The following is a 24159-nucleotide window of genomic DNA, read 5'->3' on the forward strand; positions in this document are numbered from 1 at the left end:
AACTGACCGCCGGGTTCTGGCATTTGCATACTGATTGTTGTGAGAGATATTGAAATCCGTCCCGCCGTCGAAGCCGACTTCGAGGCGATCTGGACCATTTTTTGCGCCCACGTGGTGGCCGGTGAAACCTATGTCTTCACCACCGCCACCTCGCGCGAGGCCGGCCATCATTACTGGCTGGGCCAGGGCGTGCACAGCTTCGTCGCCGTGAGTGCGGCGGGGCGCGTGCTGGGCATGTACCGGCTGGTGCCGAACCAGGCCGGACGCGGCCACCACGTGGCCAACGCGTCCTATATGGTCAGCCAGTCGGCGCAAGGCGCGGGCATCGGCCGCCTGATGGGCGAACACAGCCTGAACGAGGCGCGCAGCCTGGGCTTCCTGGCGATGCAGTTCAACCACGTGGTCAGCACCAATGCCGCCGCCATCGGGCTGTGGAAGAAACTGGGCTTTTCCATCGTCGGCACCCTGCCCAAGGCCTTCCGTCACAAGCGCCTGGGCTATGTCGACGCCTATGTGATGTACCAGCTGCTGCAAGACCCCGACCACTGGCCGACCGCGGACGAATAGTAGAAGAGACCGCATAAGCGCGCTATGATCTCGGCCATGACCGAGATCCTCACCACCGACCGCCTGCGCCTGCGCCTCGTCACCGAGGACGATGCCCCGTTCTACCTGGCGCTGGCGAACGATCCCGCCTTCATCGAGCATATCGGCGACCGCAAGCTGCGCAGCGTCGACGCCGCGCGCCGCGGCCTGCGCGAGGGACCGATCGCGATGCAGGAGAAACACGGCCATTCGCTGTACCTGGTCGAGCGGCTGGCGGATGGCGCGCCGATCGGCCTGTCCGGCCTGGTCAAGCGAGATACCCTGGAGCACGTCGACATCGGCTATGCCTTCCTGCCCGACTACCGCGGATGCGGCTACGCCTTCGAGGCGGGGCAGGCGGTGGTGCGCCTTGCGGCGCGGATGGGCATCCGGCGCCTGGCGGCGATCGTCTCTCCTGGCAATGCGGCCTCGATCGCGCTCCTGCAGCGCCTGGGACTGCGCCTGGAACGCCGCGCCTGCCTGGCCCCCGGCCAGCCGGAGGTCGACGTCTACCTGGCCGACCTGGATGGTTGAGTAGCGCACCTTGCGCGGGTATTGACGGTGGTACGATGGCGCATCCCCAACGCCTGCTGACCGAAACGACACCGATGCCATCCAACGAGTTGCCGCCAGACGCCCATTTCTACATTGTCTTGAATGCCGGTTCCGGGCATTCCGAGACCGAAGAGCGCATCTCGACGATCCGCGAGGTCATGGACAAGTCGGGCCGGGTCTGTCACCTGGAAGTGGTCGACAAGCCAGAACGTCTTGAAGACATCGCGCGCGAGATGGCCGGCAAGGCGGTCGCCAGCAATGGCGTGCTGGTCGCGGCCGGCGGCGACGGCACCATCAACACGGTCGCGCACCAGGCGGTGCTGGCCGGCTGCCTGTTCGGCGTGCTGCCGCAGGGAACCTTCAATTACTTTGGCCGCACCCACGGCATCCCGGAAGACCTGGCCGAGGCGGTGTACGCGATGCTGCGCGCCGAGGTGAGGCCGGTGCAGATCGGCATGCTTAACAACAAGATCTTCCTGGTCAATGCCAGCGTGGGCTTGTATCCGGCGCTGCTCGAGGAACGTGAGCACGACAAGCGCGAATATGGCCGCAGCCGCGTCGTGGCCTTCCTGTCGGCGATCAAGATGGCGCTGCGGCCCCACCGCCACCTGCGCATCACGCTCGAACTCGACGGCAAGGAAAAACGCCTGCGCACCACGACCTTGTTCGTGGGTAACAATCGGCTGCAGATGGAGCAGGTCGGGATGGAAGACCTGACCGAGGCGGTGGAAGAGGGGCAACTGGTGGCGCTGGCGCCCAAGCCGATGGGCAAGCTGGGGTTGCTGGGGCTGCTGATCCGCGGCGCTTTCGGCAAGCTCGGCGCGGGCGACGACGTGATCGCCTTCGCGTTCAAGAGCATGACGGTGCGCACGCCGTCGTTCTATGGGCGCAAGCGCCTGAAGGTGGCGGCCGACGGCGAGGTGAGCAAGATGGCGACGCCCTTCGAATTCAGGGTGCTCGAAGGGCGGCTCAAGCTGCTGGTGTCCGAGAAAGGACGCGGCACGCCGCGTCCCGCCAAGGGCACGTTCGAGACCGCGTGATCGCCGCTATTTCACCCGCAACAACCGCACGCCATAAATATCGAAGCGGTTCGACGGCTCGGCGCCGCCGGCGCCGGTGAAGCTGCGGTTACTGTCGAGATAACTCATATTGTAGAAGTCCGTCATCTCGACACGGTAGCTGCCTGCCTTGACGCGCGCCGCCAGCGGCGTCGAATACACGCTCGGCGTGTCCTTCTGCAGCAGCGGCGCATGCGGCAGCTGGATCACGCCCTGGGCCACCACCTTGCCACTGCCATCCTTCAACGCCAGCCATTTGACGCCGCCGCTGATGCCGAGGTTCACCTGGTTGGCGCCATTGTGGTAACGCACCTGGATGCGGTAATCGCCCGCCCGCTCGATGCGGATGCCTTCGACGGCAAAGCGGTCGCCCGGCTTGCCCCAGTCCTTGAGGTGCGGCTGGGTGAAGCGCGCATCGGGCGCCGTCGCCTTCAGGTTCGCGTGAACACGCGCATCGGTCACGGGAATCTCGATGCCCGCATCGACGCAGCGCGGCTGGCTGTGGTGGCTGACGTTGCCGCTATCGGCAAACACCGCCTCGACCGCGTAGCAGGAGGTAGCGCTGGCCTTGCGATCGACCCAGGCCCCGGCCGGCAGCTTGTCGGCCACCAGCTTGCCGTCGCGGTAGACGCGGTAGCTCACGTTGGCGGCATTGCCGTTGGCGCCGATCTGCAAGGTGACAGGGCCCGAGGCCGCGCGCGCCAGGCCGTCGATGGTCGGCTCGCGCGGGCCGAAGACGGCGCTCGCTTCTTCATAGGGATTGGCGTTGACGCGACGGATGTCCTGCTGGCCGGCCACCAGCTTGCCGAGTGTGATCTCGATGCGGTTGCTGTCGGCCAGGTCCGCCAGGCGAATGGTGTCCTTCGCCGGCTTCCCGTTCACGACAATGCGCTCGACCGCGTAATAGCCATCTCGCTCGCTCGCGGCCGGCAGTTGCAGGCGCACGTCGATGCGCTTGCCGTGCAGGCGCAGGTCGTGCAGCGCGATCTCGTTCGTGGCGCCGAAGGTTTCGCGGCGCAGTTTCGACGTGACGAAAGGCTTCAGTGCTATGCCATCGTCCAGCGTCTCCACGCCGAACACATTCTTGACCACCATGCCGAGATAGCCGCCGACCGACCATAGCTGGCGGCGCGAGTTGATCACCGGGCCGCTCAGTCCTGGGTTGTTTTCGTCGAGCAGCAGCGGCTGGCCGGACAGCCACTCGAGGTTTTCCATATTCGACAGGTTCACCGCCGCACCGCGCATCAGCCCAGCATAGGCCACATCGGCCACCGCCGTGTTCTTGCCCTGGGCCGCCGCCCGCAGGCCATAGGCGGTCACGAACGGCCAGCTCGAGCGGTTGTGATAGACCGGCGCGCCGATCTGCTGCGGCCAGATCATCGGCGCGCCCAGCGGGCCATGCGGATAACGCGCCAGGATCGAGCGCGCCTGGCTGTCGTCGGCCACGCCGCTGACAATGGCCAGCGCCTGGCCCAGCCAGTCGAACTTGTGCAGCGGCGCGTCGTCCAGATGGCCGGCGGTGAGGCTGCTGTACATGCCTGCGTCTTTCAACCACAGGCGGTCGTTGATTGCCCGTTTCAGTTCCGTAGCCCAGCGCGCGTAGCGCCGTGCCTTGTCGTCATCCTTGTGCTCGCGCGCCAGCTTCGCGGCCAGGTTCAGCGCCTGGTAGTACACGACGTTGGTCGACAGCGCCTTCGAGCTGGCCATCGAGGCCAGGTCGCCCGGGATCCAGGCGGCATAGGTCTGGTCGCGCCAGTCGAGGAAGGATTCCTCGCCCGTGTACAGGCCGGACACTGGATCGAAGGCCGCCACGCGGTCGATCTCGATCGTGTTCGACAGCGCCTTCAAAGCGCGCGCGGCGAACGGTGCGCGTTCGGGAGCGGGCAGGGTGCGCAGTGTTTCCTCGGCCGCCAGGGCCCATGTCAGCCGGTCGGTGCTGACCGGCCAGCTGCCGCCGCTGCCGGTGTCCTGCACGATCTGCAAGCCGTCCGGCGTGCCCGGAACCTGCGGGGCGGCGGTGATGCCCGGGCGCCAGCCCGAGAGCTTGAAATCGAGTGAATTGCGTACCCGCTGCGGGTCGAGCAGGGCCAGGCCCAGGTCGGCCGCGTACGACAGGTCGCGGGTCCAGACATAGGCCCACTTTTCTCCGGTGGCAAAGCACGCGCAGTCGATCGCGTTGCCGCCGTTGTAGTTGCCGTCGTTGATCTGACTGACCGAGTTCTGGCGCATCTCGCGGCCCGCCATGGCGAACAGGGCATCGAAGGCCAGGTTGCCGCTGCGTACGCGCGGCAGGCCGTCTTCTTCCGCATACTCGACGTATTGCGGACCGGGGTCGCGCAGCAGCATGGTGCTCGACTGGACGTAGCGGCGCAGCAGCGCGTCCGCATCCGGCGTCGAGTAACGCACGGTTTCAACCTTGCCGTCCCAGGTCGGCCATTGCTGGGAGGCCTGGGCCGCGTGGCCGGCATGCGGATCGGGGCCGTCGCCACGCTGGGTGTCGGCGATGCGCGTCACCTTGAGCGCGGGCTTTGCAGGATCACGCGCATCGATGGTGAAGCGGTAGGTGCCCGGCTGGCGCACGAACAGGAAGGTCTCGGGACCGGACTGCCGCTCCAGGCGGTAATCGGTATCCGGTTTGACGCTCGTGCTCTTGTCCGGGTCGATCACCCACTCGGCGCCCCAGTCGCCGGTGCCCAGCTTGAAGGCATGGTTGCCGGGCATGACCTCGACGTCGGCCTGGTAGATGCCATCGCCCTTGGCCGCCAGCGGGCTGGCGGTGCCCCAGCCATTGAAGGCGCCGCGCACGTACAGGCCGTCGATGTTCTGGGCGAGGACATGGGTTGGCAACGTCGCACAGGAGAGCAGGGCGGCCAGGGCGATGGCATGGCGCTTCATCGTGGCGCGTCCAGCTCGAGGACGATGGCGGCGCGTGCGGGAAGCGTCAACTTCTCGCGCAGGTCATAGGTCTTGCCGGTCAGGGCATCGGTGCCGCTGGCCACGCCGGACAGCATTTCGCGGAAGCGGTCGACGTCCAGCGCCTTTTCCTTGCTGTTGTTGTTAAACGCGACCAGCACCTTCTTGTCGTCGTTGTAGCGGAAGTAGACCCAGGTATTGTCCTGCGGCCCGTAATGCATCATCTTGCCGCTGTGGATGACCGGCTGAACCTTGCGCCAGTTGGCCAGCTTGCGCACGAAGTCCTGCGCATTGCGCTGCTTGGTGCTCAAGCCGATTCCCTTGAACGCATCGACCTTGTCGCCGGCCCAGCCGCCCGGGAACGGGGTGCGGTAGGTGGCATCGTTGCGCTCGCCGACGGCGCTGGTCATCAGGATCTCGTCGCCCGTGTAGAACTGCGGGATGCGCGGCGCCGTCATCATGAAGATCATGGCCATCCGGTACTTGTCGAAGTCTTCGCCCACTTCGCTGTAGATGCGCGACATGTCGTGGTTGTCGGCGAACAGCACCAGGTTGCCCGGTTCCGGATACAGGTAGTCGAGCGACAGCGTCTCGTAGACGTCGGTGAAGACGTTGCCGCCTTTTTTATCGGCCAGCGCCTTGCGCATCGCCTCGGCCACCGGGAAGTCCATCAGGCTCGGCGTGTAGGCCTGGAAGCCGTCGAAGTTCTGCTTGCCGCGCTGCCAGTAGGCCACCACCGGGACCTTGGTGCTCCACTCTTCGCCGACCAGGTTCAGGTTCGGGTATTCGGCCATCAGGCGCTTCGTGTACTCGCCCAGGAAGGCCTTGTCGGAATAGCCGAAGGTGTCGATCCGCAGGCCCGACAGGCCCGCGTACTCGATCCACCAGATATTGTTCTGGATGAGGTAGTTCGCCACCAGCGGATTGGACTGGTTCATGTCGGGCATGCTCTTGACGAACCAGCCGCGCGTGAAGTTGTCGGCGTCTTCCTTCGAGCCGTACGGGTCCTGCACCGCCGTGTGGTAGTGCTGGGTCGGCACGAACTTGTCGTTGTAGTTGATCCAGTCCGGCGCCGGCAAATCCTTCATCCACCAGTGCTGGCTGCCGATGTGCGACAGCACGACGTCCTGGATGATGCCGATGCCGTGCTTCTTCGCTTCCTGCGACAGGCGCTTGAAGTCCTCGTTGCTGCCGTAGCGCGGGTCGATCTTGTACAGGTCGGTGGCCGCATAGCCGTGGTAGGAGTAGCCCGGCATATTGTTTTCGACGAGAGGCGTCGGCCACAGCTGGGTGAAGCCCAGGCCGGCGACGTAGTCGAGGCGGTCGATGATGCCCTTGATGTCGCCGCCGTGGCGGCCCAGGCCGCCCTTGCGGTCGAGTTTATCGGGCATGCCCTCGACGCTGTCGTTGGACGGGTCGCCGTTGGCGAAGCGGTCCGGCATGATCTGGTAGATCGCGTCCTTGCTGGAAAAGCCCTGGCGCTCGGCGGAGCCGGCTTCGCGCTCCAGCAGGCGATAGGTATAGCTGGCCGTACGGTTCGCGCCCTTGAAGGCGATGTCGAAGCTGCCGGGCTTGACCTTCGGGTCGAGCGCCAGGTCGATGAACAGGTAGTTGCGGTTCGGGGTGCGGGTCACCGAGGCGATGCGCACCCCCGGATACGCCAGCGACGGGTCCAGGTCGGCGATCTTGTCGCCATACACCAGCAACTGCACCTGGGCGTGCTGCATGCCGGCCCACCAGAAAGGCGGCTCCATGCGGGCGATGTCGGGAGTCTGGGCGTGGACGGCGAGCGAAGCGCCGCCGAGCACGATGCTGGCGAGGAGTTGTCTCATGATTATTGGGCGCCGTTGCCGTCGTCAGCTGAGGTAGTAAGACTACAAACTCATGCAGGACGAATACGGAGTAGGCGCGAAGTGTTGTTGTGTTGGCGAAAGAGTACTATAGAAAATGGTCGCTAACAATCAATACACCCCCTACCGTCTCTAGTGGAACTACATGGACGGTCTGTCTCCAAATCTTAAGATTTCCTTTAGAAACACTACGAAAACGGCTGTCCTATAGTCGAATCCGCCCATTTCTGTAGCCCAGCTACAACGCGCGCAATACTGTTTTTTTCGAAACCTGCCATTATTGTCGATACACACAGTTTTTCGATTGCAACATCTAGTTTTAGTACAGACGTCGCGTCGGACTGATAAAAATTGTCGAGGCAATGACCCCGGCAGCGGCATGCCGCGCCGCGGGGAACCGCCTTTCACCGAGGAGACACATGAAAGCTACCGCCACCAGGCGCGCCGGCAAGTCGGCGCGTACCGCATTCCCGTTGAACCCGTTCGCCGCGGGCTGCGCCGTCCTGTTGTCGGCGCTGGCTGGCCAGGCCTTCGCGCAGGCATCCGGCAGCGAAGCGCAGACCGCCGTCGCACCGAACACCCCGACCGCGGCTGCCACCAGCGAAGTCATCGCCACCCCGGCGCCAGCGCCGAGCGTCTCCACCGTCACCGTGACCGGCATCCGCCAGGGCATCGAGGCGGCGATCTCGGTCAAGCGCAATTCCAATTCCATCGTCGAAGCGATTTCGGCCGAAGACATCGGCAAGCTGCCCGATTCCTCGGTGGCCGAGTCGATCGCGCGCCTGCCGGGCGTGACCGCCCAGCGCAGCCGCGGCTCGGGACGCGCGTCCGAAATCTCGGTGCGCGGCCTGTCGCCGAGCTTCAACGGCACCCTGCTCAACGGCCGCGAGATGGCCTCGACCGGCAACGCCCGCAATCCTGAATTCGACCTGTTCCCGTCCGAGCTGATGGGCGGCGTGGTGATCTACAAGACCCCGGACGCGAGCGTGATCGGCCAGGGCCTGGCCGCGACCATCGACCTCAAGACCGTGCAGCCGCTCGACTTCGGCAAGCGCGTCATCGCGGTCAACTACAAGAAGAGCCGCCTGGGCGTGCGCACCGCCGAAGAAGGCGATGGCGACCGCTTCTCGCTGTCGTACATCGACCAGTTCGCCAACCGCACGATCGGCGTGGCGGTCGGCCTGACCTCGTACGACGAAACCGGCGGCGAGCAGCGCAAGTACGATGCCTGGGGCGGCAACGTCGCCGAACTGCCGTACAACGGCCAGAACGTGCGCGTGCCGCTGGGCTTCACCGCCGACACCGAAACCGGCTACCACAACCGCGACGGCGCCTTCGCCTCGCTGCAATGGCGCCCGAACCGCAACTTCCGTTCGACGGTCGACCTGTTCTATTCGGCCGGCGAAACCGGCTACAAGCGCAGCGGCCTGGAAGGCGCCGTCGGCGCCAACACCTCGGGCCTGTACGATCCGGCCGGCGTGCTGGAAAACGTGACCGTGCAGAACGGCATCGCCACCAGCGGCACCCTGACCAACTACAAGGCCGTGATCCGCAACCACATCGAATCGGCGGACGACGACCTCAAGACCGTCGGCTGGAAGAACGAGCTGAAACTGGGCGAGTGGAACACCAGCGCCGATATCACCTGGTCCAAGGCGACCAAGCTGAGCTCGCGTTATGAAACCAGCGCCGGCCTGCCGGGCAACGCGGCCAACCTGGACACGATCTCGTGGACCGGCTTCAACGGCGGCAACTTCACCGATATCGCCTGGCGCACCGGCCTGAACTACGCCGACCCGAACGTCGCCCGTCTGACCGACGTCAACGGCTGGTCGGGCACGGCCGACAATCCGCTGGCCCAGGCCGGCTACCTGGCCCAGCCATACATCGAAGACACGCTCAAGGCGATCCGCCTGAACGCCAAGCGCAACGTCGAGTGGGGTCCGATGTCGGCGATCCAGTTCGGCTACAACTTCACCGACCGCGAAAAAGCCCGTACCGGCGAAGAGGGCCGCCTGATGATCCTCGGCGGCGACCGCTTCGGCGCCGTCGCGATGCCGGGCGCCACCCCGAACACGGCCGGCACCACCGGCATCCCGATCGCCACCTGGAATCCGCTCGGCTCGCTGGGTTCGGTGTACGAGCTGGCGCCGAAGGTCAATGCCGACATCCTCACCAAGATGTGGGACGTGAAGGAAACCGTGCAGACCGCCTACGTCATGGGCGACCTGAACGGCGAACTGTTCGGCCTGGAATACCGCGGCAACGTCGGCACCCAGTTCGTGCACACCAAGCAGATGGGCGGCGGCTACAACAGCGGCAACTGCACCGGCGAGACCGCCGACACCTGCCCGGTGGTGCGTACTACCGGTGAGCACGACTACTGGGATGTGCTGCCGAGCCTGAACCTGTCGTTCGACCTCAAGAACGACCAGGTGCTGCGCATGGGCGTGGCGCAGGTGCTGTCGCGTCCGAGCCTCGACGACCTGCGCGGCGGCATCGGCTTCGGCGTCAACACCGGCGTGACCAACCCGTTCCTCAGCGGCGGCGGCGGCAACCCGACCCTCGAACCGTTCAAGGCCAAGTCGTTCGACCTGTCGTACGAAAAATACTTCGGCAAGAAGGGCTATATCAGCGCGGCCGGCTTCTACAAGAAGCTCGACACCTTCATCCTGCGTACGCCGTCGGAATATGACTTCGCGCCGTGGGTTACCGAGACCACGCCGCTGCCGACCACCGGTTCGTTCGCCGGTTCGACCATCGGCGTGCTGAACCGTCCTGAAAACGGCGACGGCGGCACCATCCGCGGTTACGAGCTGGCGATCAACGTGCCGCTCGAGATGGTCCATCCATGGCTGGACGGCTTCGGCATCCTGGCCAACCACTCGAACACCACGTCGAAGATCGACCTGCCGGCCCTGGGCTTCGGCAATGTGCAGACGGCGGCGACCACCATCCCGCTGCCGGGCCTGTCGCGCAAGGTCAGCAACCTGCGCCTGTACTACGAGAAGAACGGCTTCCAGATCGCTGCCGCGGCGCGCAAGCGTTCCGACTTCCTGGGCCAGTCGCCCGACTTCTCGGACACGCTGCAGTACACCTTCGTGAAGGGCGAGACCATCGTCGACTTCCAGATCTCGTACGAGATCCAGAAGGGCTTCGCGAAAGGCGTGTCGGTGTTCGCCCAGGCGAACAACTGGAACAACGCACCGTACCAGGAGTACACCGACAACAGCGATTCGATCACCCGTCGCGTGGAGTACGGCCGCACTTACCAGTTCGGCGCCAACTACAAGTTCTAAGCACCAGCAGGACTACAATGCAACCCTCGCGGCCGCCCGGCCCCGGGGGTTGTTTTTCTTGGAAGAGACAGCAGGACTAAAAATATGGAAAACCAGGCAATCAAGGACATCGTGATCGTCGGCGGCGGCACCGCCGGCTGGATGACGGCGGCGGCATTGAGCAGCATGCTCAATGGCCGCTACAACATCCGGCTGGTCGAGTCCGACGAGATCGGCATCGTCGGCGTGGGCGAGGCGACCATTCCGATGATCCAGCGCTTCAACCGCGTGGTGGGCATCGACGAGAACGAATTCATGCGCGAGACCATGGGCAGCTTCAAGCTGGGCATCGAGTTCGTCAACTGGGGCAAGCTGGGCGAGCGCTACATGCACGGCTTCGGCCGCATCGGACAAGACCTGGCCACCGTGCCGTTCGAGCAGTACTGGCACAAGATGAGCGCGCTGGGCAAGGCCGCGCCGCTCGAGGAATACTCGATCACGCGCATGGCGGCCAAGGCCGGCAAGTTCATGCCGGCGCGCACGGACGTGCCGAATTCGCCGCTGCGCGACATCGCCTATGCCTATCATTTCGACGCCAGCCTGTACGCGAAGTACTTGAGAAAACTGTCCGAGGCGCGCGGCGTCACGCGCATCGAGGGCAAGATCGCACGCGCCACCCTGCGCGAGCCGGACGGCTTCGTCGATGCGGTCGAACTCGAAAGCGGCCAGCGCATCGAAGGAGAGTTGTTCATCGATTGCTCGGGTTTCCGGGGCTTGCTGATCGAGGGGGCGCTCGAGACCGGCTACGAGGACTGGACCGGTTGGCTGCCGGCCGACCGCGCGCTGGCCGTGCCCTGCGAGTCGGTGCCGGCCATCACGCCGTTCACCCGCGCCACCGCGCACAAGTCGGGCTGGCAGTGGCGCATCCCGCTGCAACACCGCACCGGCAACGGCCACGTCTACTGCAGCCGCTTCATCAGCGACGACGAGGCGGCGGCCACGCTGCTGGCCAACCTCGACGGCCGCGCGCTGGCCGAGCCGCGCCTGATCAAGTTCCAGACCGGGATGCGCAAGCGGGCCTGGAACCGCAACGTGGTGGCGATCGGCCTGTCGAGCGGCTTCCTGGAGCCGCTCGAGTCGACCAGCATCCACCTGATCCAGTCGAGCATCGCGCGCCTGGTCGAGCTGTTCCCGGACCGCCGTTTCAGCGACGTCGACCGCGATGAGTTCAACCGCCAGTCGCGCTTCGAGTACGAGCGCGTGCGCGACTTCATCATCCTGCACTACCACCTGAACCAGCGCACCGACTCGGCCTACTGGACTGAATGCGCCAATATGGCGATTCCGGAGACGCTGCGCCAGAAGATGGACTTGTACCGTTCGCGCGGCAAGGTCGTGCGGGTCGATAACGAACTGTTTTCTGAAGTCGGCTGGCTGCAGGTGTTCGAAGGGCAGAACATGCCGATCGACGGTTACCACCCGCTGGCCGATACCCAGTCCGAGGCGGACATCGCCGACTACATGGCCAGCGTGCGCGACGTGATCCGCAAATGCGTGGACGTGATGCCGTCGCATGACGAGTACATCGCCAAGCATTGCGCCACCAAAAAATCCTAGTCGTCTCGCCGACTCTGCCGCACGGCCGCCCATGAGGCGGCCTTTTTTTCGTCTGTTGTAAGGCCGCATCAGGCTGCTCAACTTATCTATGTAGCAAATTTTCAGTCTGCCGGTCCCGGCGTCATCGATCTGAATGATTTACTACAGGAAGCGCACCACGATGGTGCATTTCAGCAAAAATGTGCCGGTTTTGAGGGCATTTGTAGCCCGACTACAGAGGTGCTGTATTGCCTTGTCGCTCTTAAACAACGAAAAAACCGTTAAATTACAATGTATTAGCAAAATCCATCGCTGAATCATTGCTCTAAATAACTCCCGTTGACAGTGCATCTAGTTTTAATACAAAATTCTGGCCAACGTTGATTTTGTCGCAAAAAGCCGATCCCGGTCTGAGCAGGTGAGTTCGGGACTACATCGTTCTATCTGAGGGGACACATGAAAAACATCGCCACCAAGCGTGCCGCATTCCAGCTGAGCCCGGTTGCCGCCGGCTGCGCCATCTTCGTCACGGTCCTGGCCGGCAGCGCCCATGCGCAAACCGCCAGCACTGGCGAAACCGCCAACCTGAACCCGGACGCGCCGGTCACCACCGTGACCGTGACCGGCATCCGCCGCGCGATCGAAGATGCGATCGCCGTCAAGCGCGAATCGACCGGCATCGTCGAAGCCATCTCCTCGGAAGACATCGGCAAGCTGCCGGACGTGTCGATCGCCGAATCGCTGGCCCGCCTGCCGGGCCTGTCGGCCCAGCGCGTCAATGGCCAGGCCCAGCAGATCAGCATCCGCGGCACCTCGGGCGACCTGTCGACCGCGCTGCTGAACGGCCGCGAGCAGGTCACCACCAGCTCGGACCGCAGCGTCGAATACGACCAATATCCATCGGAACTGATCAGCGCCGTCACCGTGTACAAGACCGGCGACGCCAGCGTGATCGGCCAGGGCCTGTCGGGCACGGTCGACCTGCAGACCATCAAGCCGCTGTCGCTGCGCGAGCGCGTCGTCACCGTCAACGTGCGCGGCGAAAAGAACTCGAAAGGCTCGATCAGCGCCGGCTCGCCGGATACCGGCAGCCGCATCAGCGCGTCCTACATCGACCAGTTCGCCAACCGCACGCTCGGCGTGGCGATCGGCTATGCGCGCCAGGACAAGCCGAACGTGCATCAGCAGTTCGAGACCTGGGACTGGGTGGATGACACCAACGTCGTGCCAGGCTCGACCGTCAAAGTGCCGAAGGGCATGAAGTCGATGGCCACCACCGGCGACCAGGTGCGCGACGGCCTGATGGGTGTGCTGGAATGGCGTCCGAACCGTAACTTCAGCTCGACCTTCGACGTCTATCACTCGCGCTTCGACCAGGAAGAAATCCGCCGCGGCATCGAGATGCCGCTGAAGGACGACGGCGAAGTGCGCTTCTCGAACGCGACCGTGGTCAACGGCACCGCGATCGCCGGCACCGCCAACAACGTCAACCCGGTCGTGCGCAACAACCGCATGACGCGCGACGACAAGCTGACTGCCTTCGGCTGGAACAACCGCTACAGCAACGGCGACTGGGTCGGCATCATCGACATCAGCCGTTCCAAGGCTGACCACAAGGAAGAGCTGATCGAGATTAACTCGGGCCGCGCCACCCGCCAGACCCTGGACTACAGCTACAACGGCGGCACCATCCCGCAACTGTCGCTGTCGGGCGTCTACGACGATCCTTCGCAGATCGCCATTGGCGGCCAGTTTGGCGATGGCTACGTCAACGCCCCGAACATGACCGACAAGATGACGTCGTTCCGCGTCAGCCTCGAGCGCAAGTTCGCCGACGGTCCGTTCAGCAGCCTGGAAGTCGGCTACAACCACTCCAAGCGCGAGAAAGAGAAGGAGCACCTGGAAACCGGCTTCACCAAGCTGGGCGACGGCACCTTCGCGCCTGGCGTGCTCAATGGCTCGCAGGGTCTCTATGGCCTGCAGAACTCGCTGAGCTGGGACATCGACGCGGTGCTGGCAGGTAACTTCGGCCCGTTCACCCCGTCGGTGCTGGTGCCATGGGGCGCGACCAAGAACTGGTCGATCGAAGAAAAGGTCAAGACCGGCTACGCCAAGCTGAACATCGACACCGAACTGATGTCGATGCCGCTGCGCGGCAATATCGGCATCCAGGTGATCGACACCGACCAGAGCTCGACCGCGAACACGCTGCGCGCCTGGCCGTTCGCCGACCTGGTGCCGCTGACCGACGGCAAGAAGTACACCGACTACCTGCCGAGCGTGAACCTGGCCTGGAGCCTGCCCGACCAGCAGTTCATCCGCTTCGGCGCCGGCAAGACCCTGGCGCGCGCCAAGCTGAACCAGCTGAACGCCGCGCTGGAAGTGGGCCTGACCGCGCAGACCACCGGCACCCCATGGGGCAACGGCGGCAACGCCCAGCTCGATCCATGGCGCGCCAAGCAGGTCGACCTGTCGTACGAAAAATACTTCGGCAACAAGGGCTATATCTCGGCCGCCGGCTTCTACAAGGACCTGTCCTCGTACATCTACAGCGTGACCGTGCCGCGTGACTTCTCGGAGTTCAACCTGCAGGGCGCCCTGACCAATATCGGCACCATGACCCAGCCGATGAACGGCGAAGGCGGCACTTTGAAGGGCCTGGAGTTCGCGGCTTCGACCCCGCTGGACATGATCCACCCGATGCTGGACGGCTTCGGCATCACCGCCAACGCCTCGTTCACCAACAGCGAAATCTCGATCGTCGACCAGCGCTTCGGCAGCCTGGCGATCCCGCTGCCGGGCCTGTCCAAGCGCGTGTTCAACGTCACCGCCTACTACGAGAAAGACGGTTTCTCGGCCCGCGTCAGCCAGCGTTATCGCAGCGACTTTGTGGGTGAAATCGGCGGCATCGGCGGTGCAACCGAGCTGACCTACGTGAAAGCTGATAAAGTGGTCGACCTGCAACTGGGTTACGACTTCAAGCAGATCGAAGGCCTGTCGGTGCTGTTCCAGGTGAACAACCTGACCGACACCGCCTTCCGCAGCTACGCCGGCACCGAAGACCGTCCGCGCGGCTACAGCAAGTACGGCCGCCAGATGCTGCTCGGCCTGAACTACAAGCTGTAATAATACCGGCGCCGCCTTGCGCGGCGCAGCCAGCCCTCATCGGGGCCCTTGCAGGCTTTTGCCTGCAAGGGCTTTTTTGTTTTTTCGGATTCTGTGGTTTTCGGCCCCGCATCCACCCTATTTAGCGCCTTGGGCGAAGCGACAGTGTAAACTGTCGGTTTCGTTTCTACTTATTTAAGAGCAATTCCTCCATGTCCGACACCCCCATCCCATCGTTCTCCGACCTCGACATCTCGGCGCCCGTCCTGAAAGCGCTGAAGGAGGTCGGCTACGAAACGCCGTCGCCGATCCAGGCCGCCACCATTCCTTTGCTGCTGGAAGGGCGCGACGTGCTGGGACAGGCCCAGACCGGCACCGGCAAGACCGCCGCCTTCGCGCTGCCGATCCTGTCGCGCATCGACATCAAGCAGGCCACGCCGCAGGCGCTGGTGCTGGCGCCGACGCGTGAACTGGCGATCCAGGTGGCCGAAGCCTTCCAGAGCTATGCCTCCCACATCAAGGGCTTCCACGTGCTGCCGATCTACGGCGGCCAGAGCTATGGTCCGCAGCTGTCGAGCCTGCGCCGCGGCGTGCACGTCGTCGTCGGCACCCCGGGCCGCGTCATCGATCACATCGAAAAGGGCTCGCTCGACCTGTCGCAGCTGACCACCCTGGTCCTGGACGAGGCCGACGAAATGCTGCGCATGGGCTTCATCGACGACGTCGAGCACATCCTGCAGCAGACCCCGGAAGGCCGCCAGACCACGCTGTTCTCGGCCACCATGCCGCCGGCCATCAAGCGCATCGCCAAGACATATCTGCGCGACCCGGCCGAAGTGACGGTGGCCGCCAAGACCGGCACCGCCGAGAACATCACCCAGCGCTACTGGCTGGTGTCGGGCATGCACAAGCTCGACGCGCTGACCCGCATCCTCGAGGCCGAGCCGTTCGACGGCATGATCATTTTCGCGCGCACCAAGCTGGGCACCGAGGAACTGGCGACCAAGCTGCAGGCGCGCGGCTTCGCCGCCACCGCCATCAACGGCGACATGGCCCAGCAACAGCGCGAGCGCACCATCGAGCAGCTCAAGAACGGCAAGATCGACATCCTGGTGGCGACCGACGTCGCCGCCCGCGGCCTGGACGTGGAGCGCATCAGCCACGTGATCAACTACGACGTGCCGTCGGATCCCGAGAGCTACACCCACCGCATCGGCCGTACCGGCCGCGCGGGCCGTAGCGGCGACGCGATCCTGTTCATCACCCCGCGCGAGCGCGGCCTGCTGAAGGCGATCGAGCGCGCCACGCGCCAGCCGGTGGCGCCGCTGTCGCTGCCGACGATCAAGGAAGTCAACGAGGTCCGCATCAGCCGCTTCAAGGACCAGATCCGCACCACGCTGGCCGAAGGCGGCGGCCTGGAAGTGTTCCGTTCGCTGATCGAAGAGATCGAACGCGAAGACAACGTCCCGGCGATCGAGATCGCGGCGGCGCTGGCCAAGCTGGCGCGCGGCGACGAACCGCTGCTGCTGACCAAGCCGGACCGCGAGGCGCGTCCGGAAGGCGTGCCGTCGCAACGCGAGTTCGGTGGCGGCGCCGAGCGCGGCTTCCAGGATCGTCCGCCACGCGGCGACTGGGAAGACCGTCCCGCGCGTGCTCCGCGCGAGCCGGGCTTCAAGAAGGAGCGCGTGGCGCGCGAGCCGGAGCCGGGCATGGCGACCTTCCGCATCGAAGTCGGCTACGTGCACGGCGCCAAGCCGGGCAATATCGTCGGCGCGATCGCCAACGAGGCCAACATCCCGTCGAAGCATATCGGCCGCATCGAGATCTATGACGATTACTCGACCCTGGACCTGCCGGACGACATGCCGAAGGACCTGGTCGATCACCTCAAGACCGTCTGGGTCGCGGGCCGCCAGCTCGACATCACGCGCGATGGCGAAACCCCGGCCACCCCGGCCGCGAAGAAGCCGTACGCCGCCAAGAAGGGCGTCGAGCGTCGCCTGAGCGAGAAACCGGCGCCGGGCAAGAAGCCGCACCGCAAGGGACAGGCGTAATCATGTAATCAAACAATGGCGCTCGCTGTTGTTTGACTACAAAACCCTGTCTTTACCCTGAGCTGTCATGGCGTTCTCACTATGAGAACGCCACGATTGACACTCAGAAATCACCATGTTATTTTGCTACAGATACGCTAGCCGGACTGTAGGCGTCATTTTTCGTCCCGTCCGGCCTCGCACCGCATCCTGTACAAGGCACTGACGGCATGCTCACCCGCGAGCGGCCGTGCAATCACACACGAGAGAAGCCCGCTTCGCCGGGCCAGATTGGGGACACACAATGGATATGCAATCGACCGTGGGGAAGCCCCGCCTGTCGTTCTGGCAGCTGTGGAACATGAGCTTCGGTTTCTTCGGCATCCAGTTCGGCTTCGCGCTGCAGAACGCCAATACCAGCCGCATCTTCGCCACCCTCGGCGCCGATCCCGACAACCTGTCCCTGTACTGGCTGGCCGCGCCGGTCACCGGCCTGCTGGTCCAGCCCATCATCGGCTACCTGAGCGACAATACCTGGCACCCGAAATGGGGCCGCCGCCGTCCCTTCTTCTTCATCGGCGCCGTGCTGGCCGCGATCGCGCTGTTCCTGATGCCTAACTCCACCGCGTTGTGGATGGCGGTGGCCGTGCTGTGGATGCTGGATGCGGCCATCAACGTGTCGATGGAACCGTTCCGCGCCTTCGTGGGCGACAAGCTCGACCCGGCCCAGCAGACCGCCGGCTATGCGATGCAGACCTTCTTCATCGGCTGCGGCGCCGTCATCGCCTCGCTCCTGCCGACCTTCTTCGAAAGCATGGGCGTGTCCAACGCCGCCGTCGGCGGCACGATCCCGGACACCGTGCGCTACTCGTTCTACGCCGGCGGCCTGGTGTTCTTCCTGGCCGTGAGCTGGACCGTGCTGTTCGCCGACGAACTGCCGCCGCCCGACCTGGAAGCCTTCCACAAGGAGCGCAAGGCCTCGCGCGGCGTGGGCACGATGTTCGTCGAGATCCTGGGCGGCTTCGGCAAGATGCCGCGCACCATGGTGCAGCTGGCCTTCGTGCAGTTCTTCACCTGGATCGCGCTGTTCGCGATGTGGATCTATACCGGCACCGCGATCGCCGACAACGTCTATGGCACGGTCGACGCCCAGTCGGCCGCCTACCAGGACGCCGGCAACTGGGTCGGCATCATGTTCGCCGTGTACAGCGGCGTGTCCGCGCTGGCCGCCTTCATCCTGCCGGTGTTCGCCCGCATGACTTCGCGCAAGATCGTGCACGCGACCTGCCTGGTGATCGGCGGCCTGTCGCTGGCCAGCGTGTTCCTGATCACCGATAAACAGACGCTGGTGCTGCCGATGATCGGCATCGGCATCGCCTGGGCCTCGATCCTGACCATGCCGTACGCGATCCTGGCGGGTTCCTTGCCGGCCAAGCGCATGGGTTACTTCATGGGCCTGTTCAACTTCTTCGTCGTGATCCCGCAGATCGTCAGCGGCCTGCTGCTGGGCAGCGCCACCAAGTACCTGTTCGGCGGCCATGCGGTGCTGACCCTGGTGCTGGGCGGCGGCTGCATGCTGGTCGCGGCGGTGCTGACCCTGTTCGTCACCGACAAGGCGGCGCCGGTCTCGAAGGCCTGATCCAACGCTGTTTCCAACCCTCGCGCGCCGTCATTTTTGCGGCTGTCGTATCGTAACGTTTTACTAACATATTCACCCGAGGCCGAGCCGGTCCCGGGTGACTATGTGAGCGCAAACTTACCCAGACAGGAGCACAGCATGACCATCCAGACCGTCGCGACCACCCCGTTCGCCGGGCAGCGTCCCGGCACCTCGGGCCTGCGCAAGAAGGTGTCCGAGTTCCAGCAGCCCCGCTACCTCGAGAATTTTGTCGAATCCATCTTCCTGACCCTGGGTGAGGGCAAGTGCCGTCACCTGGTGGTGGGCGGCGACGGCCGCTATTTCAATCGCGAGGCGATCCAGACCATCCTGCGCATGGCCGCCGCGCACGGCGTCGAAAAGGTGCTGGTGGGCCGTGGCGGCATCCTGTCGACGCCGGCCGTGAGCTGCGTGATCCGCAAGCACGCCTGCCATGGCGGCATCGTGCTGTCGGCCAGCCACAACCCGGGCGGTCCGGATGGCGACTTCGGCATCAAGTACAACATCGAGAACGGCGGCCCGGCGCCGGAAAAAATCACCGACGCGATCTACGAGCACACGAGGACGCTGGACGCCTACCGCATCAGCGATGCGCCGCAGGTCGACCTCGACCGGCTGGGCACGACCCGCATCGAGGACATGACGATCGAGGTGATTGACCCGGTGGCCGACTACGCCGAGCTGATGGGCCGCCTGTTCGACTTCGACGCGATCCGCGCGCTGTTCGCGAGCGGCTTCCGGATGCGCTTCGACGCCATGCACGCGGTCTCGGGACCGTACGCGAAGGCGGTGCTGGAAGACATCCTTGGCGCTCCCGCCGGCACCGTGGTCAACGGCCAGCCGCTCGAAGACTTCGGCGGCGGCCATCCCGATCCGAACCCGGTCAATGCGGCCGACCTGATCGCGGCGATGGCGGCGCCGGATGCGCCCGATTTCGGCGCCGCCTCGGACGGCGACGGCGACCGCAATATGATCGTGGGGAGGGGCATCGCCGTCACGCCGTCGGACAGCCTGGCCATCATCGCCGCCAACGCCACCGTGGCGCGGGGCTACGCGGAGGGCATCACGGGCATCGCCCGCTCGATGCCGACTTCACAAGCGGCCGACCGCGTGGCCGGGGCGCTCGGCATCTCCTGCTTCGAGACGCCCACCGGCTGGAAGTACTTCGGCAACCTGATGGACGCCAACCTCGCCACCCTGTGCGGCGAGGAGAGCTACGGCACCGGCTCCATTCACATCCGCGAGAAGGATGGCCTGTGGGCCGTGCTGTTCTGGCTCAACCTGCTGGCCGCTCGCCGGCAGTCGGTCGGGGAGATCCTGCGCGCGCACTGGGCCCGCTTCGGCCGCAACTATTATTCGCGCCACGATTACGAGGCGGTCGACGCCTCGACGGCAGCCGCCATGATGGACGCGCTGCGCGCGCGCCTGCCCAAGCTGGCGGGCCAGACGCTCGACGGCCACCACGTGGCGCAGGCCGACGACTTCGAATATGCCGATCCGGTCGACGGCTCGGTCGCCAGCAAGCAGGGCATCCGCATCATCATGAGCGACGGTTCGCGCATCGTGCTGCGCCTGTCCGGCACCGGCACCGAAGGCGCCACCGTCCGTCTCTACCTCGAACGCTTCGAGGCCGATCCGGCGCGCCATGACCTCGACACCCAGCAAGCCTTGCAGGGCCTGATCGGCGTGGCCGAGAGCGTGTCGGGCCTGCGCCAGCGTACCGGCCGGGGCGAACCCACCGTCATCACCTGATTACCCACCCACCACACAGGAAACCGCATGAAATTACCCGTCCTTGCCGCCTCCATGCTGCTCGCCTTTGGCGCCATGTCGTCTGCCGCCGCACAAACGAAAGCGCCTGCCGGAAAACCCTTCGTCTGGGAGAACGCGACCGTCTACTTCCTGCTGACGGACCGCTTCAACAACGGCAATCCGGCCAACGACAAGGCGTATGGCCGCAAGGATGACGCAGCAGTCATGCGCGGCTTCATGGGCGGCGACATCGCCGGCATCACGGCGAAGATCAAGGAGGGGTATTTCACCGACCTGGGCGTGAACGCGATCTGGTTCACGCCGGTCGTCGAGCAGATCCACGGCTCGACCGACGAGGGCACCGGCAAGAGCTATGGCTTCCACGGCTACTGGGCGAAGGACTTCACCGCGCTGGACGCGGCCTTCGGCACCGAGGCCGAACTGAAGGAACTGGTCGACACGGCGCACGCGAACGGCATCCGCATCGTGTTCGACGTGGTGATGAACCACACCGGCCCGGTCACGCCGCAGGATCCGGTGTGGCCGGCATCGTGGGTGCGCACCGGCCCGCAGTGCACCTACAAGGACGCGCGCACCACGATCGATTGCACGCTGGTGGCGAACCTGCCGGACTTCCTCACCAACAGCAATGCCAGCGTCGAGCTGCCGCCGCACCTGGTGGCGAAATGGAAGAAGGAAGGGCGCTACGAGCGCGAAGTGAAGGAGCTGGACGACTTCTTCAAGCGCACCGGCTATCCGCGCGCGCCGCGCTACTACCTGATGAAATGGCATGCGGACTGGGTGCGCAAGTACGGCATCGACGGCTTCCGCGCCGACACCGTCAAGCACACCGAGCCCGGCCTGTGGAAGGAACTCAAGCAGGAAGCCAGCCTCGCCTTCGAAGACTGGAAGCGCGCCAATCCGAAGCAGCGCCTGAGCGACGACAAGTTCTGGATGGTGTCCGAGGTCTACAACTACGAGATCAAGCACGCGCGCAAGTTCGACCTGGGCGGCGGCGAATTCGTCGATTACCTGGACCAGGGCTTCGACAGCATGATCAGCTTCAGCCTGCGCAGCGATGCCAAGCAGCCCTACGAAAAGATCTTCTCGGATTATTCGAAGATCCTGCAAGGCGAGATGAAGGGCTATTCGGTCCTGAACTACATCAGCTCGCACGACGACAGCAGCCCCTTCGATCCGCTGCGCGAGCGCCCGTTCGAGTCGGCCAACAAGCTGCTCCTGGCGCCGGGCGCCGCCCAGATCTACTACGGCGACGAGACCGCGCGCATCCTGCGCGTCGAAGGCGCCGAGGGCGACGCCACCCTGCGCTCGTTCATGAACTGGGACGAGCTGAAATCGAACGCCGAGCGCGGCATGCACCGCGTGGCCGACATCCGCGCGCACTGGGCGCGCCTTGGACGCTTCCGCGCCGCCCACCCGGCCGTCGGCGCAGGCGTGCACCAGATGATCAGCCACAGCCCCTACACCTTCAAGCGCACCTGGGAACGGAACGGCGTGAGCGACCGCGTGGTGGTGGCGCTCGACCTGCCGGGCGGCCAGCCGGCCACGATCCAGGTCGGCGGCGTGTTCCACGACGGCGCCACGGTGCGCGACTGGTACACCGGCAAGACCGCCGTGGTCAAGGGCGGCAAGGTGCGCTTCGACATCGCCGCACCGGTGGCGCTGATCGCCCAGGACTGACGGCAGGCATCATGCCTGTTGCATAAAAGCTGCTGCGCGGAATTCCCATCCGCGCGTCGGTTGCGTTCGTCCGAAGACTGCTAAGCTGGAAACATATTCGTGTTTTACGGAACCGCGCGCCGACTGAGCGCGCGGCCGTGGCGCGCCGATGCGAGCTGGCGCGGAAGGGGAGCGAGCATGGACAGCAAGGCAAGAGCAGGAATGAGCTACCGCCCGGTGCGGGGGACGGCGCGCCGGCTGGCGCCCGCAGGCGATGCGCGTGCCGGCCTGCACCTGCCGGAAGACGGCGAGGTGGGCATGACCGATTCGCCCGATCCCAAGCTCGATTACATCACGCGGCTGGCGGTGCAGGCCACCGGCGCCGACATCGGCGGCATCAGCCTGATGTTCAAGTCGCAGATCTGGCTGCCGTCGCACATCGGCATCCACGCCAGCTTCTTCCCGCGCTCCGGATCCTTCTGCGACATCGCCGTGGTTGACGGCAACGACTGGTTCGAGGTGGAAGACGCCAGCCTCGATCCGCGCTTCGCCGGCAATCCGCTGGTGGCCGGGGCGCCGCATTACCGCCACTACGCCGCCGTGCCGCTGCGCGGCGACAGCGAGCACCTGCTGGGCAACCTGTGGGTGATGGGCACCGAGCCGCGCCTGCTCGACGTCGCCCAGGGCGCGCAGCTGCGGCTGATGGGCCGCATCGTGGTCGACATGCTGGAGCTGCGCTACTGCGATCCGGTCACCGGCATGTTCAACCGCGCGGTGTTCCTGCAGCACCTGCAGCGCATGCTGGCCGACCACGATGGGCAGACGGTCACGGTCGGCCTGGTCGACCTGATCGGATTCCGCCAGGTGAACGACCTGTTCCGGCGCGAGACGGGCGACCGCATCCTGCGCCTGATGGGCAAGCGTCTCGAAGGCTGGGTCGACGGCGCGCTGTTCGGCCACCTGGGCGCTGACCAGTTCGCGTTCGCGCTGCTGTCGCCGCCGCAGGACGAGCCGGCCTGGATGAAACGGCTGTGCGCCGCCATCGACCAGCCGTTCGAGGTCGAGCCGGGCAATATGCACACGCTGCACGCGCGCATCGGCTTGCGGCGCCAGGCGCTGCCGTGCGAGGAAAACGCCGGCGGCCTGCTCGATACCGCGGACATCGCGGCATCCTCGGTCCGCCAGCACCAGGACGCGAGCGCCGTGCACGAATACGACTCGGCGCTGATGGCGCGCTCGCGCCTGCGTTACGAGCTGCGCGAGGCGATCCGCGGCGCGCTGCGCTTCGGCCGCCTGGAAGTGCATTACCAGCCGCAGGTCGACGTCGCCCAGGGGCGCCTGATCGGACTGGAGGCGCTGGTGCGCTGGCGCCATCCGGTGTATGGCCTGGTGGGGCCGGCGATGTTCGTGCCGCAGGCCGAGAGTTCGGGCCGCATCTTCGAACTCGACATGCACGTGCTCGACCTGGTCTGCCACGACCTGATGGCATGGCGCGCGCGTGGCCGCGAAGTGCCACCGGTGGCGCTCAATTTTTCGCGCGCTTCGCTGATGCATTCCCAGATCTTCGCGCGCCTGGCCGACATTCTCGAGGCCACTGGCGTGCCGGGCGATCTGCTCGAATTCGAGGTCACCGAAAGCCTGCTGCTCGATTCGCCGCAATTGCTGCACCAGCGCGTGTCGGCGCTGCGCGCGCTCGGCGTGCGGGTGGCGGTCGACGACTTCGGCACCGGCTATTCGAATCTCGATGCGCTCAACAGCTTTCCCTTCGACCGGCTCAAGGCCGACCGCCGCTTCGTGCACGGCGTGGCGAGCGACGCCCGCACCGCCGGCGTGTTCGCCCTGATCCAGGGCATCGCCGCCGTGTTCGACGCCGAGCTGCTGTGCGAGGGGCTGGAGGACGAGGCCGACCTGTCCTGGCTGGCCGAGCGCGGCGTGCACTGCGTGCAGGGCTGGTATTTCAGCCGCGCGCAGCCGGCGCCGGCGATCGAGAAGGTGCTGCAGCGCTTCCAGCACGCGCAGGCGGCGCCGTTGTCGGTGCCGGCGATGCGCGCATTATTGGCCTGACGGCGGCTTGAAAATCACGGTATCGAAGCGCCC

13 protein-coding genes are annotated in these 24159 nt (G+C 65.2%); 11 read left to right on the forward strand and 2 right to left on the reverse strand.

What is annotated here, in order from left to right; all coding sequences use genetic code 11:
* Nucleotides 1-39: 39 nt before the first annotated feature.
* Genes J3U95_RS22865 through J3U95_RS22875 form a run of 3 tightly spaced genes read left to right on the forward strand, consistent with a single transcriptional unit; the run spans nucleotide 40 to nucleotide 2180 of the window.
* Nucleotides 40-567, forward strand: a complete 528-nt coding sequence (locus tag J3U95_RS22865; RefSeq protein ID WP_208280937.1) for a GNAT family N-acetyltransferase — start codon at nucleotides 40-42, stop codon at nucleotides 565-567.
* Nucleotides 568-603: 36 nt separating this feature from the next.
* The gene (locus J3U95_RS22870; RefSeq protein WP_229520037.1) at nucleotides 604-1119 is read left to right on the forward strand and encodes a GNAT family N-acetyltransferase; all 516 of its coding nucleotides are present in this window, start codon (nucleotides 604-606) and stop codon (nucleotides 1117-1119) included.
* Between the two features lie 35 nt (nucleotides 1120-1154).
* A complete protein-coding gene (locus tag J3U95_RS22875) occupies nucleotides 1155-2180 on the forward strand; it encodes a diacylglycerol/lipid kinase family protein (protein WP_229520038.1) in 1026 nt (341 codons plus the stop codon).
* A gap of 6 nt (nucleotides 2181-2186) precedes the next feature.
* On the opposite strand, the gene J3U95_RS22880 is transcribed toward J3U95_RS22875, so the two are convergent.
* Both J3U95_RS22880 and J3U95_RS22885 read right to left on the reverse strand, forming a co-directional pair.
* Nucleotides 2187-5093 (reverse strand): alpha-L-rhamnosidase-related protein, encoded by a 2907-nt coding sequence (locus J3U95_RS22880; RefSeq protein WP_208280939.1) that lies wholly within the window; start codon nucleotides 5091-5093, stop codon nucleotides 2187-2189.
* Nucleotides 5090-6943: a glycoside hydrolase family 13 protein gene (locus J3U95_RS22885; RefSeq protein ID WP_208280940.1), complete on the reverse strand. Its 1854-nt coding sequence runs from the start codon at nucleotides 6941-6943 to the stop codon at nucleotides 5090-5092. Before J3U95_RS22885 ends, J3U95_RS22880 begins: the two co-directional genes overlap by 4 nt.
* A gap of 437 nt (nucleotides 6944-7380) precedes the next feature.
* Between J3U95_RS22885 and J3U95_RS22890 the strand changes: the two genes are divergently transcribed.
* The 8 genes from J3U95_RS22890 to J3U95_RS22925 all read left to right on the forward strand — a co-directional run bounded on the left by J3U95_RS22890 (nucleotide 7381) and on the right by J3U95_RS22925 (nucleotide 24126).
* A complete protein-coding gene (locus J3U95_RS22890) occupies nucleotides 7381-10260 on the forward strand; it encodes a TonB-dependent receptor (RefSeq protein ID WP_208280941.1) in 2880 nt (959 codons plus the stop codon).
* A gap of 84 nt (nucleotides 10261-10344) precedes the next feature.
* On the forward strand, nucleotides 10345-11856 hold the full coding sequence (locus tag J3U95_RS22895; protein ID WP_208280942.1) for a tryptophan halogenase family protein: 1512 nt from the start codon (nucleotides 10345-10347) through the stop codon (nucleotides 11854-11856).
* A 435-nt stretch (nucleotides 11857-12291) separates the two neighbouring features.
* Nucleotides 12292-14961, forward strand: coding sequence for a TonB-dependent receptor (locus tag J3U95_RS22900; protein ID WP_208280943.1), 2670 nt, complete (start codon nucleotides 12292-12294; stop codon nucleotides 14959-14961).
* Between the two features lie 191 nt (nucleotides 14962-15152).
* Nucleotides 15153-16994: a DEAD/DEAH box helicase gene (locus J3U95_RS22905; protein WP_208280944.1), complete on the forward strand. Its 1842-nt coding sequence runs from the start codon at nucleotides 15153-15155 to the stop codon at nucleotides 16992-16994.
* A gap of 283 nt (nucleotides 16995-17277) precedes the next feature.
* The gene (locus tag J3U95_RS22910; protein WP_208280945.1) at nucleotides 17278-18612 is read left to right on the forward strand and encodes an MFS transporter; all 1335 of its coding nucleotides are present in this window, start codon (nucleotides 17278-17280) and stop codon (nucleotides 18610-18612) included.
* Between the two features lie 138 nt (nucleotides 18613-18750).
* Nucleotides 18751-20382, forward strand: a complete 1632-nt coding sequence (locus J3U95_RS22915; RefSeq protein ID WP_208280946.1) for an alpha-D-glucose phosphate-specific phosphoglucomutase — start codon at nucleotides 18751-18753, stop codon at nucleotides 20380-20382.
* A 27-nt stretch (nucleotides 20383-20409) separates the two neighbouring features.
* Nucleotides 20410-22083 carry an alpha-amylase family glycosyl hydrolase gene (locus J3U95_RS22920; protein WP_208280947.1) on the forward strand — a complete coding sequence of 558 codons (1674 nt, stop codon included), beginning with the start codon at nucleotides 20410-20412 and terminating at the stop codon, nucleotides 22081-22083.
* Between the two features lie 177 nt (nucleotides 22084-22260).
* Nucleotides 22261-24126, forward strand: coding sequence for a putative bifunctional diguanylate cyclase/phosphodiesterase (locus tag J3U95_RS22925; protein WP_229520039.1), 1866 nt, complete (start codon nucleotides 22261-22263; stop codon nucleotides 24124-24126).
* Nucleotides 24127-24159: the final 33 nt, after the last annotated feature.

The organism is Massilia oculi, from assembly GCF_017582745.1.
GTDB classification, from domain to species: Bacteria; Pseudomonadota; Gammaproteobacteria; order Burkholderiales; family Burkholderiaceae_D; genus Telluria; species Telluria oculi_A.

Excerpts from the sequence above, each read along its gene's own strand:
- J3U95_RS22870 (WP_229520037.1), top strand. The coding sequence starts at position 604 with ATGACCGAGATCCTCACCACCGACCGCCTGCGCCTGCGCCTCGTCACC.
- J3U95_RS22875 (WP_229520038.1), top strand. The coding sequence starts at position 1,155 with ATGGCGCATCCCCAACGCCTGCTGACCGAAACGACACCGATGCCATCC.
- J3U95_RS22880 (WP_208280939.1), bottom strand. The coding sequence starts at position 5,093 with ATGAAGCGCCATGCCATCGCCCTGGCCGCCCTGCTCTCCTGTGCGACG.
- J3U95_RS22885 (WP_208280940.1), bottom strand. The coding sequence starts at position 6,943 with ATGAGACAACTCCTCGCCAGCATCGTGCTCGGCGGCGCTTCGCTCGCC.
- J3U95_RS22890 (WP_208280941.1), top strand. The coding sequence starts at position 7,381 with ATGAAAGCTACCGCCACCAGGCGCGCCGGCAAGTCGGCGCGTACCGCA.
- J3U95_RS22895 (WP_208280942.1), top strand. The coding sequence starts at position 10,345 with ATGGAAAACCAGGCAATCAAGGACATCGTGATCGTCGGCGGCGGCACC.
- J3U95_RS22900 (WP_208280943.1), top strand. The coding sequence starts at position 12,292 with ATGAAAAACATCGCCACCAAGCGTGCCGCATTCCAGCTGAGCCCGGTT.
- J3U95_RS22905 (WP_208280944.1), top strand. The coding sequence starts at position 15,153 with ATGTCCGACACCCCCATCCCATCGTTCTCCGACCTCGACATCTCGGCG.
- J3U95_RS22910 (WP_208280945.1), top strand. The coding sequence starts at position 17,278 with ATGGATATGCAATCGACCGTGGGGAAGCCCCGCCTGTCGTTCTGGCAG.
- J3U95_RS22915 (WP_208280946.1), top strand. The coding sequence starts at position 18,751 with ATGACCATCCAGACCGTCGCGACCACCCCGTTCGCCGGGCAGCGTCCC.
- J3U95_RS22920 (WP_208280947.1), top strand. The coding sequence starts at position 20,410 with ATGAAATTACCCGTCCTTGCCGCCTCCATGCTGCTCGCCTTTGGCGCC.
- J3U95_RS22925 (WP_229520039.1), top strand. The coding sequence starts at position 22,261 with ATGGACAGCAAGGCAAGAGCAGGAATGAGCTACCGCCCGGTGCGGGGG.